14 protein-coding genes and 1 pseudogene are annotated in these 14,472 nt (G+C 60.8%); 2 read left to right on the top strand and 13 right to left on the bottom strand.

Annotation, left to right across the window (positions count from 1 at the left end; genetic code table 11):
- Positions 1-35: 35 nt before the first annotated feature.
- Together ACERZ8_RS20950 and ACERZ8_RS20945 are read right to left on the bottom strand one after the other, a co-directional pair.
- Positions 36-440, bottom strand: coding sequence for a (R)-mandelonitrile lyase (locus tag ACERZ8_RS20950; protein ID WP_407594377.1), 405 nt, complete (start codon positions 438-440; stop codon positions 36-38).
- A 59-nt stretch (positions 441-499) separates the two neighbouring features.
- Positions 500-1,978 (bottom strand): ABC transporter substrate-binding protein, encoded by a 1,479-nt coding sequence (locus tag ACERZ8_RS20945; protein ID WP_407594375.1) that lies wholly within the window; start codon positions 1,976-1,978, stop codon positions 500-502.
- 129 nt (positions 1,979-2,107) lie between these two features.
- On the opposite strand from ACERZ8_RS20945, the gene ACERZ8_RS20940 reads away from it, so the two are divergent.
- Complete coding sequence (locus ACERZ8_RS20940; RefSeq protein ID WP_407594373.1) at positions 2,108-3,352, top strand: Hsp70 family protein; 1,245 nt, start codon at positions 2,108-2,110, stop codon at positions 3,350-3,352.
- Here the strand turns inward: ACERZ8_RS20940 and ACERZ8_RS20935 are convergent.
- From ACERZ8_RS20935 to pcaC, 5 genes are all read right to left on the bottom strand, one after another.
- A complete protein-coding gene (locus ACERZ8_RS20935) occupies positions 3,349-4,620 on the bottom strand; it encodes an acetylornithine deacetylase/succinyl-diaminopimelate desuccinylase family protein (protein ID WP_407594372.1) in 1,272 nt (423 codons plus the stop codon). The two genes, ACERZ8_RS20940 and ACERZ8_RS20935, sit on opposite strands and share 4 nt — an antisense overlap.
- 18 nt (positions 4,621-4,638) lie before the next feature.
- The gene (locus ACERZ8_RS20930; protein WP_407594371.1) at positions 4,639-5,514 is read right to left on the bottom strand and encodes an MBL fold metallo-hydrolase; all 876 of its coding nucleotides are present in this window, start codon (positions 5,512-5,514) and stop codon (positions 4,639-4,641) included.
- A gap of 148 nt (positions 5,515-5,662) precedes the next feature.
- Positions 5,663-6,259, bottom strand: coding sequence for a protocatechuate 3,4-dioxygenase subunit alpha (pcaG, locus tag ACERZ8_RS20925; protein WP_407594369.1), 597 nt, complete (start codon positions 6,257-6,259; stop codon positions 5,663-5,665).
- Positions 6,260-6,261: 2 nt separating this feature from the next.
- Positions 6,262-6,984: a protocatechuate 3,4-dioxygenase subunit beta gene (gene pcaH, locus ACERZ8_RS20920; protein WP_407594368.1), complete on the bottom strand. Its 723-nt coding sequence runs from the start codon at positions 6,982-6,984 to the stop codon at positions 6,262-6,264.
- Positions 6,981-7,367 carry a 4-carboxymuconolactone decarboxylase gene (pcaC, locus tag ACERZ8_RS20915; protein ID WP_407594367.1) on the bottom strand — a complete coding sequence of 129 codons (387 nt, stop codon included), beginning with the start codon at positions 7,365-7,367 and terminating at the stop codon, positions 6,981-6,983. Before pcaC ends, pcaH begins: the two co-directional genes overlap by 4 nt.
- Positions 7,368-7,671: 304 nt before the next feature.
- Between pcaC and ACERZ8_RS20910 the strand changes: the two are divergent.
- A pseudogene (locus ACERZ8_RS20910) lies at positions 7,672-8,366 on the top strand (fumarylacetoacetate hydrolase family protein).
- Positions 8,367-8,373: 7 nt separating this feature from the next.
- On the opposite strand, the gene glpK reads toward ACERZ8_RS20910, so the two are convergent.
- From glpK to chlG, 6 genes are all read right to left on the bottom strand, one after another.
- The gene (gene glpK, locus ACERZ8_RS20905) at positions 8,374-9,846 is read right to left on the bottom strand and encodes a glycerol kinase GlpK (RefSeq protein ID WP_407594366.1); all 1,473 of its coding nucleotides are present in this window, start codon (positions 9,844-9,846) and stop codon (positions 8,374-8,376) included.
- Between the two features lie 84 nt (positions 9,847-9,930).
- The gene (locus tag ACERZ8_RS20900) at positions 9,931-10,554 is read right to left on the bottom strand and encodes a LysE family translocator (RefSeq protein ID WP_407594365.1); all 624 of its coding nucleotides are present in this window, start codon (positions 10,552-10,554) and stop codon (positions 9,931-9,933) included.
- A complete protein-coding gene (gene idi, locus ACERZ8_RS20895) occupies positions 10,551-11,093 on the bottom strand; it encodes an isopentenyl-diphosphate delta-isomerase (RefSeq protein ID WP_407594363.1) in 543 nt (180 codons plus the stop codon). The genes ACERZ8_RS20900 and idi overlap by 4 nt, the downstream gene beginning before the upstream one ends.
- Positions 11,090-12,268, bottom strand: a complete 1,179-nt coding sequence (locus ACERZ8_RS20890) for a geranylgeranyl diphosphate reductase (RefSeq protein ID WP_407594362.1) — start codon at positions 12,266-12,268, stop codon at positions 11,090-11,092. Before ACERZ8_RS20890 ends, idi begins: the two co-directional genes overlap by 4 nt.
- Positions 12,269-12,272: 4 nt before the next feature.
- Positions 12,273-13,532 carry an MFS transporter gene (locus ACERZ8_RS20885; RefSeq protein ID WP_407594361.1) on the bottom strand — a complete coding sequence of 420 codons (1,260 nt, stop codon included), beginning with the start codon at positions 13,530-13,532 and terminating at the stop codon, positions 12,273-12,275.
- Positions 13,529-14,428 (bottom strand): chlorophyll synthase ChlG, encoded by a 900-nt coding sequence (gene chlG, locus ACERZ8_RS20880; RefSeq protein ID WP_407594359.1) that lies wholly within the window; start codon positions 14,426-14,428, stop codon positions 13,529-13,531. Before chlG ends, ACERZ8_RS20885 begins: the two co-directional genes overlap by 4 nt.
- Positions 14,429-14,472 lie beyond the last annotated feature (44 nt).

Below are 14,472 nucleotides of genomic sequence, written 5' to 3'. Positions count from 1 at the left end.
CTCCGGGGAGTCGCGCAGCGACGGGGGCTGGCCCCCTAGGACGGTCCAGCCAGGTAATCGGCGTCACTGACAAGCTCAAGCCATGTCGCCGCCGACCCGTCTACAGCCTCTTGCATCGCGATATGCGTCATTGCCGTTTCCGGGCCCGCCCCGTGCCAGTGTTCAACACCTGCCGGAATCCACACTGTATCACCGGCGCGAATCGATTGCGGAGACTCGCCGCGCAGGCACACAAGCCCTGCCCCTTGCGTGACGTGCAGAGTCTGGCCCAGAGGATGCGTGTGCCACGCAGTGCGTGCACCGGGTTCAAAATGGACGGACAGAGCATGCAGCCGGGCAGGGGCCTCAGCCGAAATGATCGGGTCCTGCCAGACAACACCGGTAAAGTAGTCAGGGTTGGCCCGTACAGAAGGGCGCGTACCGGCACCGAAAATCTGCATCAGTTGCTCCGTTCACACGTCACAAAAGGGTCCGGCGCCCCGTGACGGGCACCGGGGCATCACTCAGCCCAGCTTACACCAGTCAGGTCCGTGGCCTGCGTCGGCGCATTTGCCCAAAGGCCTTGCACACCCGCCTTGGCCACCGACAGCTGCGCCAGTTGGAACAGATACCCGTTCACAGCATCGCCCGCGATGATCTCTTGCGCCTTAGCCATCAGGTTGGTGCGCGTGTCGGGGTCGGTCGTGGCGTTGAGGGTGCTCATCAACTCCTGAAAGTCCGGGTTGTCGTATTGGAAATAGTAGTCCGGATTGGCATAGATGCCGATGTCCATCGGTTCGGTGTGGCTGACGATGGTCAGACCAAAGCTCTTGCCCCGGAACACCGTTTCGAGCCACTGGGCCCATTCGACATTGATGATCTCTGCCTTGATGCCGACCTCGGCAAGCTGGGCTGCAATGATTTCACCGCCCCGGCGCGCGTAGGACGGGGGCGGCAGGTGCAGCGTTGTTTCAAAACCATCGGGCATGCCCGCCTCTGCCAGCAATGCGCGCGCCTTGTCAGGATCAAAGGCCGAGCCACCCTTCAGATCGACATAGGCGGGGTTGTGAGGCGCGAAATGCGTGCCGATGGGCGTGCCATAGCCGAACATGGCCCCGTCGATGATCGCCTGACGATCAATGGCATGCGCCACGGCTTGCCGCACACGCACGTCATCAAAAGGGGCCTGTTTGTTGTTGGTGGACAGGATTGTTTCGCCCTCGGTCGACCCGATCAGAACCTGAAAACGGGGATCGGCCTCGAACTGCGGCAGGTTTTCAGGGGCCGGAAACCCCGAGAACACATCCACGTCTTCGGCCATCATCGCGGCGAACGCAGCGGTCGGGTCAGATATGAACTTGAACGTCGCCTCAGTCAGCGCGGGCTGCTCGCCCCAATACTCTGCATATTGACTGATCTGGATGCTGTCGCCTTGTGTCCAAGAGTCAAACTTGAACGGGCCTGTACCGATCGGTTGCTGTTTGATGTTTTCGATGGACTCAGGGGCCACAATGACCGCATCGCCCCAGGCGAGGTTGAACAGCATGTTGCCGTTGGGTTCCGACAGGGTGATGCGCACGGTGGCCGCGTCCACAACTTCGACCGCGCTGATCGCGGCATAAAGCGCTTTTTGCGCGTTCGCACTGTCTTCGGCCAGAATGCGGTCAAGTGTGAATTTCACGTCCTCAGCGTCCATGGTCGTGCCATCATGAAAGGTCACACCCTCGCGCAGAGTGAAGGTGTAGGTCAGACCGTCATCCGAAATCTCCCAGCTTTCCGCCAGGCCGGGCACGACAGATCCATCCCCCATAAACCGCGTCAAACCCTCGAACACATTGGAATACAGCACCGAATCGATGGCCCCCGCTGCGGCGGACGTCGGATCGAGGTGCGGCGGTTCAAGTTGCAGCGCGACGGTGATGTCTGTCTTGGCGGCGGCCATGCCAGCCAGCAGTGCAGCGCCAGCGACGCCAAGGAACAGGGGGCGGATGTTGACCATGGGTTTCTCCCTCAGATGGCAGTTTGGCAAAAGGCTAGCCAAATCTGTGCGGCTTGACCAGCGCACAGCACTTGGCATGCGCGGTTGGGTGCGCTACCCCGGCGGCTTTCGGTGAAAGGGGCAGGTGCGATGGCAGTTCTGGGGGTGGATTTCGGGACTTCAAATTCCGCTGTCGGCATTTGCGTGGACGGCGTCGCCCAGTTGATCCCGCTTGAGGCTGGCGAGACGACGTTGCCCACTGCCGTCTTCTTTGATTTTGATGCGCGTCGGGCCGTCTACGGACATGCGGCAAATGCCGCACTGATCGCAGGGGACGAGGGGCGCTATATGCGCGCCCTCAAATCCCTGCTTGGCACGTCCCTGATGCGCGAGCGGCGAACATTGCTGAACGAGTCCACGGATTTCATCACCATCGTGGGCCGGTTTCTGGCTGAGTTAAAATCGCGTGCCGAAGCTGCCACAGGCCAGCGCTTTGAGCGGGCGTTGTCCGGGCGGCCCGTCCTGTTTCACTCCGGCGATCCCAAGCGCAATGCTCAGGCGCTTGTCGATTTGACGGACTGTTACCACGCGGCGGGGTTTCAGGACGTGTCTTTCATGCCCGAGCCGGAAGCCGCAGCGCTTGCCAACCGTGCGACCCTGCGACCCGGCGATCTGGGGCTTGTGGTTGATATCGGCGGCGGAACCTCGGACTTCACCCTGTTTCGGCAAGGGAGCGGCACGTCCATCGACATCTTGGCCAGCCATGGTCTGCGGCTTGGAGGCACCGATTTTGATCGCGCGCTCAGCCTTGCCTTCGTGATGCCCAAACTGGGTATGGGAACTGCCATCCGCCACGCATTTGGGGATCAGACCCACATCGCTCCGAATGCGATCTTTCACGATCTGGCCACATGGCAGAAAATTCCGTTTCTTTACGCGCCAGATACACGACGCGCGGCACGTGAATTGGCGCAATACGCGGTCGAGCCTGAGCGTCTGGGACGACTTGTGCGGGTGCTGGAGGAAGAAGTCGGGCATGACATGGCCTTTGCCGTCGAGGCTGCCAAGATTGCTGCGAATGCCGGGACAGCGGCAATGCCAGAGATTGACCTGCGCATGGTTGCCCCCGATTTGCGCCTACCGCTTTACCCGATTGCGATGACGGCGACCCTGAACGACATGGCCGAAAGAATTGCGGATGCGGCGGGCGAAACACTGACGCAGGCCGGAGTGCAGGCGGGCGACGTGGATCCACTGATATTTGTAGGCGGATCGAGTCCGATGCAGGTGGTCGAAACCGCGCTGACCAAACGGCTGCCGCGCGCGCAGGTGCATCGGGGTGCCGCGCTGACCGCCATCGTCGAGGGGTTGGCGCTGGCGTCGCAGACCCTCTAGGGCGCCAACAGCAGTTTTTGCAGCGCCGCACCCATCACCTTGGCACTGTCGAGCATATCGGTGATCCCGATCCATTCATCCGGTTTGTGCGCCATCTCCAATTCACCCGGCCCATAGGCGATGCAGTTGCGCAACTGGCCGATGCGGTCGATGTGTTTTTGATCGTAAGAACCGGGCGAGGCGACATAGGTCGGCTCGATCCCCAGCACATCATGGATCGCGGCATGCACAGTTTCGACGACCGGCGCGGATTTGTCCGTCATGGATGGCAAAACGACGTTCAATTCGCGCATGTCATAGTCGAACCTGTCGCGCGATGATTTCAGCCCTTCAAGTAGCGCTACAACTTCGGCGCGCACATCTTCGACATTTTCCTCCACAAGAAAACGGCGGTCGATCACGATACGGCAACTGTCCGGAACGCAATGCGCAGGCAATCCATTGTAGTCGTCACCTTGCTCGGCCTGACCGCCATGGATCGAATTGATGTTCATCGTGGATTGGCGCGCACCGTCCGGCACCACCGGCATTTCAGTGTGCCGTGCGGCCATTGCCGGAAACAGGTCCGTCTCGAACTTGTCGAGGACCGCACCCATGTGCCGCACTGCACAGTCACCAAGGAACGGCATGGATCCATGCGCGATCTCGCCCTTTGTTTCAATTTCGGCCCACCAGCCCCCGCGATGGCCAAGGCAGATACGATCCTTGTTGAGCGGTTCGGGGATGATCACGTGCTGCACCCGCGCAGGCGCGTAAAAGCCCTGTTCAGCGAGGTAGGCCACTCCGCCATAACCACCGGATTCTTCGTCCGCCGTCGCACTGATTTCTACGGCACCTGCGAAACCGGGATGTTCCTCGATGAACGCCTCGGCCGCGATGATCGAGGCGGCAAGCCCACCCTTCATGTCACACGCCCCGCGCCCATAGATCTTGTCGCCCTCAACGGCCGCTCCGAAAGGATCGCGGGTCCAACCGTGCCCGACTTCGACCACGTCGTGATGGCTGTTGAAATGCACGCATTCGCCGCTGACCTGTCCCTCACGCCGTGCCACGAGATTCCAGCGCGGATAGGTGTCACTGTCGCCCGGCGTGCCAACTGCGCGGATCATCTGCGTTTCAAAGCCGTGCGCTTTCAGCCGCGTCTCAACCAGTGCACAGACATCGTGGTAATGCCGCCCCGGCGGATTGAGCGTAGGAATGCGGATCAGGGCCTGAGTCAGCGCGATCAGGTCGTCGCGTTTTGCGTCGATGCGGGCGGACAGGGTCATGGGCTTGATGTCTCGTCTCTAGAGTTTGCCAAGCGGCACTTTCAACGCCATATCCCCTTCGTCATCGCGCGGAATCTCGCCCGCCCGCATGTTGACCTGCAGGGCCGGGATAATCAGGGACGGCATGGCCAGTTGCGCATCGCGCTCGGTGCGGAATTTGATGAAATCCTCGCGGGTCTTGCCGCCACCCACGTGGATGTTCTTTTCACGCTCTTCCGCGACCGTTGTTTCCCATGCAATCGCACGCCCGCCGGGGCCATAGTCATGGCAGATGAACAGACGCATGTCGTCGGGCAGGGCCAGAACCCGCATGATGCTGTCGTAAAGCTGGCCCGCATCGCCGCCGGGGAAATCCGCGCGCGCGGATCCGCCATCGGGCATGAACAGCGTGTCACCGACAAAGGCGGCATCACCCATCACGTGCACCATGCACGCAGGTGTGTGCCCCGGCGTGTGCATCGCAAAGCACTCCATGTTGCCTACGCTGTAGGTATCGCCATCTTCGAACAGTGCGTCGAATTGCGACCCGTCACGTTGAAATTCAGTGCCTTCGTTAAAGACTTTGCCAAATGTGTCCTGCACTTCGGTGATCTTGGCCCCGATCCCGATCTTGCCGCCAAGTGCCTGCTGAATGTAAGGGGCGCCCGACAGGTGGTCCGCGTGCACATGGGTTTCGATGATCCAGTCAAGCCGCAGATCGTGACCCTTGATATGGGCGATTATCGCATCGGCACCGTCAAAGTTCAGCTTGCCAGCCGCATAATCGATGTCCATCACCGCATCGATCACCGCACATCCCGGTCCATCCGGTTCCTGCACGACGTAGGAAATGGTGTTGGATCGTTGGTCGAAAAAGGGTGTGACGGCAGGTGTCTTGGTCATATCCGGGGTCATGAGGGCCTCCCTGTTCTTGATCCCTTACGTGATTTTCGCACGCAGACGGGGTGAATTCGAAACCGTTGGCACAGTGTTGCAGGGCAGCGCGCACGGAACAAGGACGATAAACGCCCACTTCATTCTGCCGCAGGTGGACAGCCCGGGATCAGACGTCGAAAAAGACTGTTTCGTCTTTCCCCTGAAGGGAGATGTCGAAGCGGTACGTGCCGGCATCGCCACGTGCCATCAGTGTGTCGCGCCGTCCCGGTTCGACCAACGTCAGTACAGGGTCGACCTCATTTGCCGCCTTTTCGTCCGCGAAATACATGCGCGTGTTAAGGCCGACGTTGATGCCGCGCGCCACCAGCCAAAGGTTCAGATGCGGCGCCATGGGTTGTCCATTGCACCCCGGGACATTGCCCGGTTTCACCGTTTCGAACGAAAATACGCCAGTCTCAAAGTCCGGAATGACGCGACCCCAGCCGCGGAATCCGTCTTCGACGTCACCCTGACCGGGATAGACACCTGCTGCATTCGCCTGCCAGATCTCGATCAGGATGTCCCTGACCGGCGCGCCTGTACCGTCGGTGACGGAACCGGTGACCTTGATCCGTTCCCCACGGGCGTTTGGTCCCGCAATGTCGTGCCCAAGTTCCTGACGGTAAATGTCGAACCCGGCCGCACCGGGGGCAAGACCGATATGCACATAAGGACCCGCGGTCTGAGACGGATATTCCTTGAGATAGTTCAGCGACTGCACCATGCTCAATTCCCCTCGGGCCGGTTTTCGAAGAAGGTCGACCGGTGCCCGCGCAATACGATGTCAAACTTGTAGGCAATGCTATCGAGAGGGACCGTTTCGTTCATATCGATAGCCGCGATCAGCTGATCAATGGCCCGCGGGTCCGGGATCGTATTGATGATCGGACATTTCGCGATCAGCGGGTCGCCTTCGAAATACATCTGTGTGATCAGGCGCTGAGCAAAGGCCGTGCCAAAGACCGAAAAGTGCACATGCGCCGGGCGCCAACTGTTCACCCAGTTGCGCCAAGGGTAGGCGCCGGGTTTGACAGTGCGGAAGACGTAACGCCCCTGATCGTCCGTCAGGGTGCGTCCGCAGCCACCAAAATTCGGATCAATCGGGGCGAGGTACGTGTCGTTCTTGTGCCGATACCGTCCCCCGGCATTGGCCTGCCAGATTTCGACCAGCATGTTGGGCACCGGCCGCCCACGCTCATCCAGAACGCGCCCATGCAGGATGATCCGTTCGCCGATGGGGTCGCCAGTCTTGGCGTAGTTTTGCAGCAGATCATTGTCGAGCGGGTCGATATCGCCGTGCCCAAAGGTCGGCCCGGTCAGCTCACTCGCAGTGTTGTCGAGCGAAAGCAGGGCGTTTTTTGGCGAACGTGTGACGCTGGATTTATAGTCGTGCGCGTAGGCCTTTGGATGCCATTCACGGTCGCGCTGAAAAAGGTCGCCGTTGCTCATGACTGATCCTCTTCCATCTCAAGATAGGTCTGCTTGGCCAGCTTGATGGCGTGATTTGCCGCCGGCACCCCGGCATAGATTGCGACATGCTGGAATGCCTCAATAACGTCCTGCTTGGACGCGCCGGTTTGCGCTGTGGCGCGGATATGCATCGGGATTTCGTCAAAATTCTTTGTCGCCGCCAAAAGGGCCAGCGTGATCATCGAGCGTTCGCGCCGCGAAATCGCGTCCGATGCCCAGACAGTGCCCCATGCGCTTTCCGTGATCAAAGTCTGAAAGGGCGTGTCAAAGTCCGTCTTTGCCGCTTCGGCGCGGTCGACATGCGCATCGCCCAGCACGGCCCGCCGCGTTTTCATGCCGGTTTCGAACTTTGGGGTCGCCATTACAATTGCCTCGCACCAGATGTGATTGCCCAATGAAAAGCAGAGCATTCAAAGGGATCGTGCCATTAATGCGGCGCGGCGGGTCACGTTTCAACAGGTTTAGGGAGTCTGCACGTGCGCGGAGTCGAAGCGTGGCATCCGCTCTTCTACGGTGAGCACCAGCGAGAATGCTTTTTGATTGTAAGTTATCTTTTACCATAATTCTGGTTATGAGCGCTTGCGCCATCGCATTAAACCCATCGCTGGACGTGCCCGGGGAATTGCAGTCTTGTGCGCGCGACACAATGCAAACAGGACCAGCCCCATGACCTTTGCCTTTGATCCACCCCCACAGGCCTCTGTTGCGATCATGGACAGCGATCAGCGGTTTCCAGTGCGCCGCATCTTTTGCGTCGGGCGGAATTATGCGGCCCATGCCCGCGAGATGGGCAAGGACCCGGATCGCGAGCCGCCGTTCTTCTTTACCAAGCCCGCCGATGCGGTTGTCGATTGCCCCTGTGCCATCCCTTATCCCCCGCTCACAAATGATCTGCATCACGAGATCGAACTGGTGATCGCGATTGGCAAGGGAGGGTCCAATATCGCGCAGGACGCTGTGATGGATCATATCTGGGGCGCGGGTGTCGGCATTGATTTGACCCGTCGCGACCTGCAGGCAGAGGCGAAAAAGATGGGCCGCCCATGGGACTGGGGCAAAGCCTTTGACAACTCGGCCCCGATGTCCCCCTCACCCCGATGGCCCACGTTCCCAGCCTGTCACACGGACGCATCTGGCTGGCGGTGAATGGCACGGTCCGTCAGGACGCGGACATTGCCGACCTGATCTGGGATGTGCCGGAACACATCGCGACATTGTCACAGTCGATTGCGCTCGCACCCGGTGACCTTGTGATGACGGGCACACCCGCCGGTGTTGCCGCAGTGGGTCCGGGCGATGTGATGACCGGCGGTGTCGCAGGACTGAGCGAGATCGAGGTGACGATCACCGCGCGGCAATGACCTCGGCTCAGACGGACTGCGTCGCGGCAACGGCGCGTTGCCAGCGGGCATAACCCTCTGCCCGTTCTTCATCAGACATCACCGGATCGAACCGCGCCTCACGCGCCCAGGTGGCCGCGAACCCATCCAGATCGGGATAAATTCCTGCCCGCATCCCCGCCAGCCACGCGGCCCCCAGCGCGGTGGTGTCAAGCCCCGCAGGACGGTCCACCGGCGCACCCAACATGTCGGACAGAAACTGCATCGCCCAGTCATTTGCGCTCAGACCGCCGTCAACCCGCAGGACAGCTTCGTCTCCGTCCGGCCAATCCGCGCGCATCGCTTCCCACAAATCACGGGTTTGAAACCCGATGCTTTCGAGCGCGGCGCGGGCCATGTCAGCGGGGCTTGTATCACGGGTCAAACCATAGACAGCGCCCCGGCAATCAGGGTTCCAGTAAGGCGCACCCAATCCGGTGAAAGCAGGAACAAGGGTGACCGTGCCCCGCCCGTCCTCGGCCAGACCCTGCGTTTCAGAGGCAGAGGAAATGATGCCAAGCCCATCGCGCAGCCACTGCACAACCGCACCGGCAATAAAGATCGACCCTTCCAGCGCGTAGGTCGGCTTCCCGTCCAACTGATAGGCGACGGTGGTCAGCAACCGGTTGTTGGAGGTGACAGGCGTGTCCCCGGTGTTGAGCAACGCAAAACACCCTGTCCCGTAGGTCGATTTCAGCATACCGGGCTTGAAACAGGCCTGCCCGATGGTTGCAGCCTGCTGATCACCCGCCACGCCATAGATCGGTGTTTCGCCGCCCAACAGATCAGTAACCCCGAAATCAGAAGCGCAGTCGCGCACTTCGGGCAGCATCTGCATGGGGATATCGAGCATGGCGCACATCTCAGCACTCCATTCACCCTTGTGGATGTCATAGAGCATCGTGCGGGCGGCATTGGTTGCGTCTGTCACATGGGCCTTGCCGCCCGTCATGTGCCAAATCAAAAAACTGTCGACCGTTCCAAACAGCAGCTTACCATCTGCCGCCCGTGCGCGGGACCCTTCGTTCTGATCAAGAATCCATTTGACCTTGGTTGCCGAAAAATACGGATCAAGCAGCAGACCCGTGATCGCCGTAACCTGATCACCATGACCTTCGGCGCGCAATTCTTCACACATCCGGGCGGTGCGGCGGTCTTGCCATACGATGGCGTTGTGCAATGGCGCGCCGGTTTCAGCGTCCCAGATCACGGTTGTTTCGCGCTGGTTTGTGATGCCGATGGCCGCAATGTCTGCCGCCTCCAGCCCTGCTTTGGCCATCACCTCCTTGCAGGTGGATTGCACGGTGGCCCAAAGGTCCGCCGGGTCATGTTCCACCCAACCGCTGGCCGGGAAATGCTGTTCGAACTCTTGCTGCGCGCTTTGCATCGGCTTCATATCCGGGCCGAAAACGATGGCACGCGATGATGTGGTGCCTTGGTCAATCGCCAGAATATGTGTCATTGGAAAGAGTCCTTGATGCTGTTGGGGCCTGCGCCAGTTTGCATTGGTTTAAGGCAAGGTGCGGGACGCATCAATCGCCCGCGCCTATCGTTCCGGCGCGATATCCTTAAAGCCCAACAGCGCGGCCGCCCCGATCATCAAACCACCACTGATCCGGTTGATGCCTGTCATCGACAGCTTTGCCAGGCGCTGCGCCACACGTTCCCCTGCCCATCCCCACAGCAGCAGCGTCACGCCGTCCACCGCAAGATACGTCACACCAAGAATCACCAGTTGCGGCAATATCGCCATGTGCGGATCAATGAACTGAGGAAACAGCGCCGCAAAGAAAACAACCGCAAACGGGTTGGTCATTGACGTCAAAAACCCCATCCGGAACAACCCGGTCGCGCGGGCCGCAGGTGCAGAAGGCCCCTGCCCGCCGCGTGACAGCATCAGGCGCAACCCGATCCAGACAAGGTAAGCCACGCCCAGCCATTTGATCCACCCAAAGGCCTGCGCCGATGTCGCAATGATCGCCGCCAGTCCAAATGCGGCAGCCGTCATCTGCAACACATTCGCGCTCAGATCGCCGCAAATCACCCATAGGCTGCGGCGCAACCCGTGCTTCATCGCATTCGAGACAATCAATAACTGGCTGGTATCGGGGGGCGTTGCGAAAAACACCGCGACCGCTGCGAGGTAAAGCAGATAGGTTTCGACGCTCACACCCGCGCGGCCTGCGCCAGATCAGCACCAAAGATCGTGTCAGCGTGATCAGTCAGGTAGATGCGCAGCCACGGCGTGAACCGTTCGGGGTGGCGATCGACCAGCGCCATCAGGTCGTGATAATCCATCCACTCGACGGCCATCACTTCGTCCGGGTTGGGCACCACTTTCAGACCGTGCGGGGCGCGGCCAAGGTAGACATCGACAACCTCATGTTCGATCAACCCGTTGCCCACGTCCGCGCGATATTCAAGGTGGTGGCGGTGTTCGAGCGGCAGGCCGGTGATCCCCACCTCTTCCTCAAGGCGGCGCAGGGCACAGACCGATGCGGGTTCATCCCAGTCAGGATGCGTGCAGCATGTGTTCGCCCAGAGTCCGGGCGTGTGGTACTTGCCCATCGCGCGTTGCTGCATCAGCACTTCTGTCCCGCGGATCACAAACACAGACACCGCCTTGTGCTTGAGGCCGCGTTGATGCGCCTCCAGCTTTTCAACCGGGGTCAGCGTGCCGTCGATCCATGCGGGGATCATGATGCTCATACGTGGTTTGCCTTCACCAGACCGGTCAGGTGGGCCATGTTCTTGATCCCGATTTTCAAGTGCGCCATGGGGCGCGCGCGGACCAGTTTCTTGTTCATATAGGCCTCGAACGTCAAGCGCTGCACATCGACGTCGTGACACAGCGACACAAAGCGTTCGCGGCGATTGTCATTGCGGTAATAGGCGTTCTGCATCGAGGCGAGCACGCGAAACACCATCTTGTGCTCGCGCATGAACAGCTTACGCGCAAGTTTCAAATCCTTCACCCGCCCGGAGGCGAGCGTCGCAGCACAGGCCGTCGCCGCCACGCGGCCCCCGACCATAGCATAGTAAATGCCCTCACCCGACGAGGGTGCAACGACACCTGCCGCATCCCCGGCCAGAACGACATCCTTGCCGTTGTCCCAGCAATCCAACGGTTTCAAAGGGATCGGCGCGCCCTCTTTGCGCAATGTCTCGCAGTGATCGAGGCCAGACGCCGTGCGCAGGGCCGCCGTCGCCTTTTTCAGATCGACCGAAGACTGCTCAGACCCCATGCCGACACTGGCGCTATCCCCATGCGGAAACACCCAGCCGTAGAAATCCGGGGAAATCGCGCCGTCATAGATCACGTCGCAACGCACCGGGTCATATGTCTCGGTCTTGGGCGGCGCCTTGATGATCTCGTGATAGGCAAAGACCAGCGGCACCTTGTCGGCATCCTTGACCTCGGCCAGACCGACGCGGGACTTCGCGCCATCGGCCCCAATGACCAGCTTGCAGGGCAGTTCGCGTGTCTCTTGCGTGGCCTTGTCGCGATAGATCACGACAGGCGTGCCATCGGGGCGATCAATGCGCACGAATGTGCCTGTAAAATACTCTGCCCCCGCCTCTGCCGCGCGGGTGCGCAGGAACGGGTCAAAGTCCTTGCGATCCACCATGCCGACATAGCCGTTCTCGATAGGGATATCGACGTGACGCCCTGTGGGCGAGATCATGCGGGCGGTTGTGACCTTGGTCAGCAACTGATCTTCGGTGATGTGGAAATCCTGCATCAGACGTGGCGGGATCGCCCCGCCGCAGGGCTTGATCCGCCCCTCGCGATCCAGCAGGGCGACGGAATGGCCCGAGCGCACCAGATCTTCGGCTGCGGTGGCACCGGACGGTCCCCCGCCTACGACGACTACATCATACATATCATCATTCCCCCGGAACCAAGGTTGTTGCATCATAAGTGTCGGCCGCGCGCATCACCCGTGCGGCCATGACGGCAGCAGCAAGGAACAAGGCGGCTTCGAGTGTAAAGACGGTGCCATAGGCCGCAGCATCCGACATGATCAGGCGAGTCAGATCCAACAGACCCGTCGCGATCAGCCCGGCAAGGCCGGCGGCAATGGCTTGCGCGGCTCCAAAGACGCCCATACGCATCCCTGTTTCGCGCGCATGAGCAGCCGCCAGTTGCATCATGGACCCAACGGCACCGACCACAAACAGTCCGTTGCCGAACCCGAGCAGAACGGTGGCGGGAACCAGCGGCAAGCCGGAGGCGAGGGCCAGCAGGCCAAGGGCCGACAGAACACAGCCGGCAATGGCCCAGAACCGCAAGGTCCCGCGTTCGAAATGCGACAGGACACCGGCACCGATCATGCCCATCAGCGCAGCACCATCCTTGCCACCCGACAGTTTTGTGCTGTCCTCAGGGCCAAGCCCGTGGATGTGGCCCGCGAATGGTTCGAGGATCAGTTCAGACAAAAAGAACGCCAGAATGGAAAGAAAGACAAAACCAGTGAACCGGCGCGCGACGGGGTCCGCCCAGGTCGAGCGCAAAGCCGCACGCATTGGAACATCCTCGCGCGCGACGGCCTGTGGCGCATGGCGCTCGACACCCAATGTGGCCAGCACGCAAATCATGAACGCGATACCCACAACCACGCCGATCACCGTCAGCAGCCGGTCAGGGCTGTAGGGTTCAAGCGCGACACCGGTGCCGACCGAGGCGGCAATCGCCCCGGCGATCAGGAACAGCCATGCAAGTGTCGCCACACCACCCTTGCGCGGCCCCGACGCGCTTGCCAGCAGCGCAAGGAAAGATGTGCCCGCAGCGCCGATGCCCAGACCAATCGCCACATAGGACAAAAACCAGATGATCAGCGCCATGGTGGTCGAAGTCTCGGCAACCTTGATCCCCCAGGCAGCGCCCAGAACACCCGCGCCGACAACGGCCATGCCACCCAGAATGAATGGTGTCCGCCCGCCCTTGACGTCCGACCGGTGGCCCCAAACAGGCCGGGTCAGCTGCACGCCATAGTGCATCGCCACCAGCAGACCGGGCAGCAATGCAGGCAGTGCCAGTTCGACGGTCATCAAGCGGTTGAAGAGGTTGAGCGGCAGGGCCGACAACCCGCCAATCGCTGCGTTCACCAGACACAACCGGACCAGAGTGTGCCACGCGATGCTCATGTCAGGCCCCGCAACGCAAAAGCGGCAATCATCATGCCGGACACATAAAGCAGCACGCCCGTGCCATTATACCAAGGTGCCTTTCCACGCGGGTCCTTGAACATCACGGTCATGGCCCAGAACTGCACAGCCAGCACGGCACCGACACCAGCGGCGTGCAGCGGGCGATCCCAAAGGAACAGCAATGCGATCACGGCCACTTGTGGGACGGACATCACCCAGCATGCGACTTGCGCGGCGCGGCGCGGGCCAAGTGTGACAGGCAGTGAATTCACGCCCGTCTGTCGGTCGCCTTCCAGCGCCTTGAAGTCATTGAGTGTCATGATGCCATGGGCACCGATGCCATAAAGCAGTGCTATGATCAGCACTTCGGCCCGGGGCGCGCCCGCGCTCAGCACAGCCGCACCTGTGATCCATGGCAGGGTTTCATAGCTGAGCCCGACAAGGCCCGGCCCCCACCAGCCCGACCTTTTTAATCGCACGGGTTCGGCGGAATAGGCCCAGGCGGCTGCGACACCAACGACGGTGGCGGCAAACCCCCACGGGCCCAATTGCCAGCCGACAAATAAGGACAGGGCCGACATGGCCAGCGCGATCCACAATCCCCACCGACCGGGGATGCGACCCGACGGGATCGGGCGGTCCGGTTCGTTGATGGCGTCGACATGGCGATCACACCAGTCATTCGCGGCCTGACTCATCCCGCACACAATCGGGCCGGCCAGCAGGACACCCAGCAGAACCAGATGCCATTGACCGATTGGCGATGCACCCGACGCGATCACACCGCAGACATAGGCCCACATCGGTGGAAACCACGTGATCGGTTTGATCAGACGCAGGGCGGCGGCAGGCTCGGGATAACGGCGCACGGACAGGGATTGGCTAACATCCATAGTGTCAACTATGACTGACACATTGAGTCGGCGCAAGTGTCAGG

Origin of the sequence: Tateyamaria armeniaca (genome assembly GCF_045797845.1) — a bacterium.
In the GTDB taxonomy this organism is placed as follows: Bacteria; Pseudomonadota; Alphaproteobacteria; order Rhodobacterales; family Rhodobacteraceae; genus Tateyamaria; species Tateyamaria armeniaca.
The sequence above is the reverse complement of the archived record's forward strand: the minus strand, read 5'-3'. Positions and strand labels throughout refer to the sequence as shown.

Excerpts from the sequence above, each read along its gene's own strand:
- ACERZ8_RS20950 (WP_407594377.1), bottom strand. The coding sequence starts at position 440 with ATGCAGATTTTCGGTGCCGGTACGCGCCCTTCTGTACGGGCCAACCCT.
- ACERZ8_RS20945 (WP_407594375.1), bottom strand. The coding sequence starts at position 1,978 with ATGGTCAACATCCGCCCCCTGTTCCTTGGCGTCGCTGGCGCTGCACTG.
- ACERZ8_RS20940 (WP_407594373.1), top strand. The coding sequence starts at position 2,108 with ATGGCAGTTCTGGGGGTGGATTTCGGGACTTCAAATTCCGCTGTCGGC.
- ACERZ8_RS20935 (WP_407594372.1), bottom strand. The coding sequence starts at position 4,620 with ATGACCCTGTCCGCCCGCATCGACGCAAAACGCGACGACCTGATCGCG.
- ACERZ8_RS20930 (WP_407594371.1), bottom strand. The coding sequence starts at position 5,514 with ATGACCCCGGATATGACCAAGACACCTGCCGTCACACCCTTTTTCGAC.
- pcaG (WP_407594369.1), bottom strand. The coding sequence starts at position 6,259 with ATGGTGCAGTCGCTGAACTATCTCAAGGAATATCCGTCTCAGACCGCG.
- pcaH (WP_407594368.1), bottom strand. The coding sequence starts at position 6,984 with ATGAGCAACGGCGACCTTTTTCAGCGCGACCGTGAATGGCATCCAAAG.
- pcaC (WP_407594367.1), bottom strand. The coding sequence starts at position 7,367 with ATGGCGACCCCAAAGTTCGAAACCGGCATGAAAACGCGGCGGGCCGTG.
- glpK (WP_407594366.1), bottom strand. The coding sequence starts at position 9,846 with ATGACACATATTCTGGCGATTGACCAAGGCACCACATCATCGCGTGCC.
- idi (WP_407594363.1), bottom strand. The coding sequence starts at position 11,093 with ATGAGCATCATGATCCCCGCATGGATCGACGGCACGCTGACCCCGGTT.
- ACERZ8_RS20890 (WP_407594362.1), bottom strand. The coding sequence starts at position 12,268 with ATGTATGATGTAGTCGTCGTAGGCGGGGGACCGTCCGGTGCCACCGCA.
- ACERZ8_RS20885 (WP_407594361.1), bottom strand. The coding sequence starts at position 13,532 with ATGAGCATCGCGTGGCACACTCTGGTCCGGTTGTGTCTGGTGAACGCA.
- chlG (WP_407594359.1), bottom strand. The coding sequence starts at position 14,428 with ATGGATGTTAGCCAATCCCTGTCCGTGCGCCGTTATCCCGAGCCTGCC.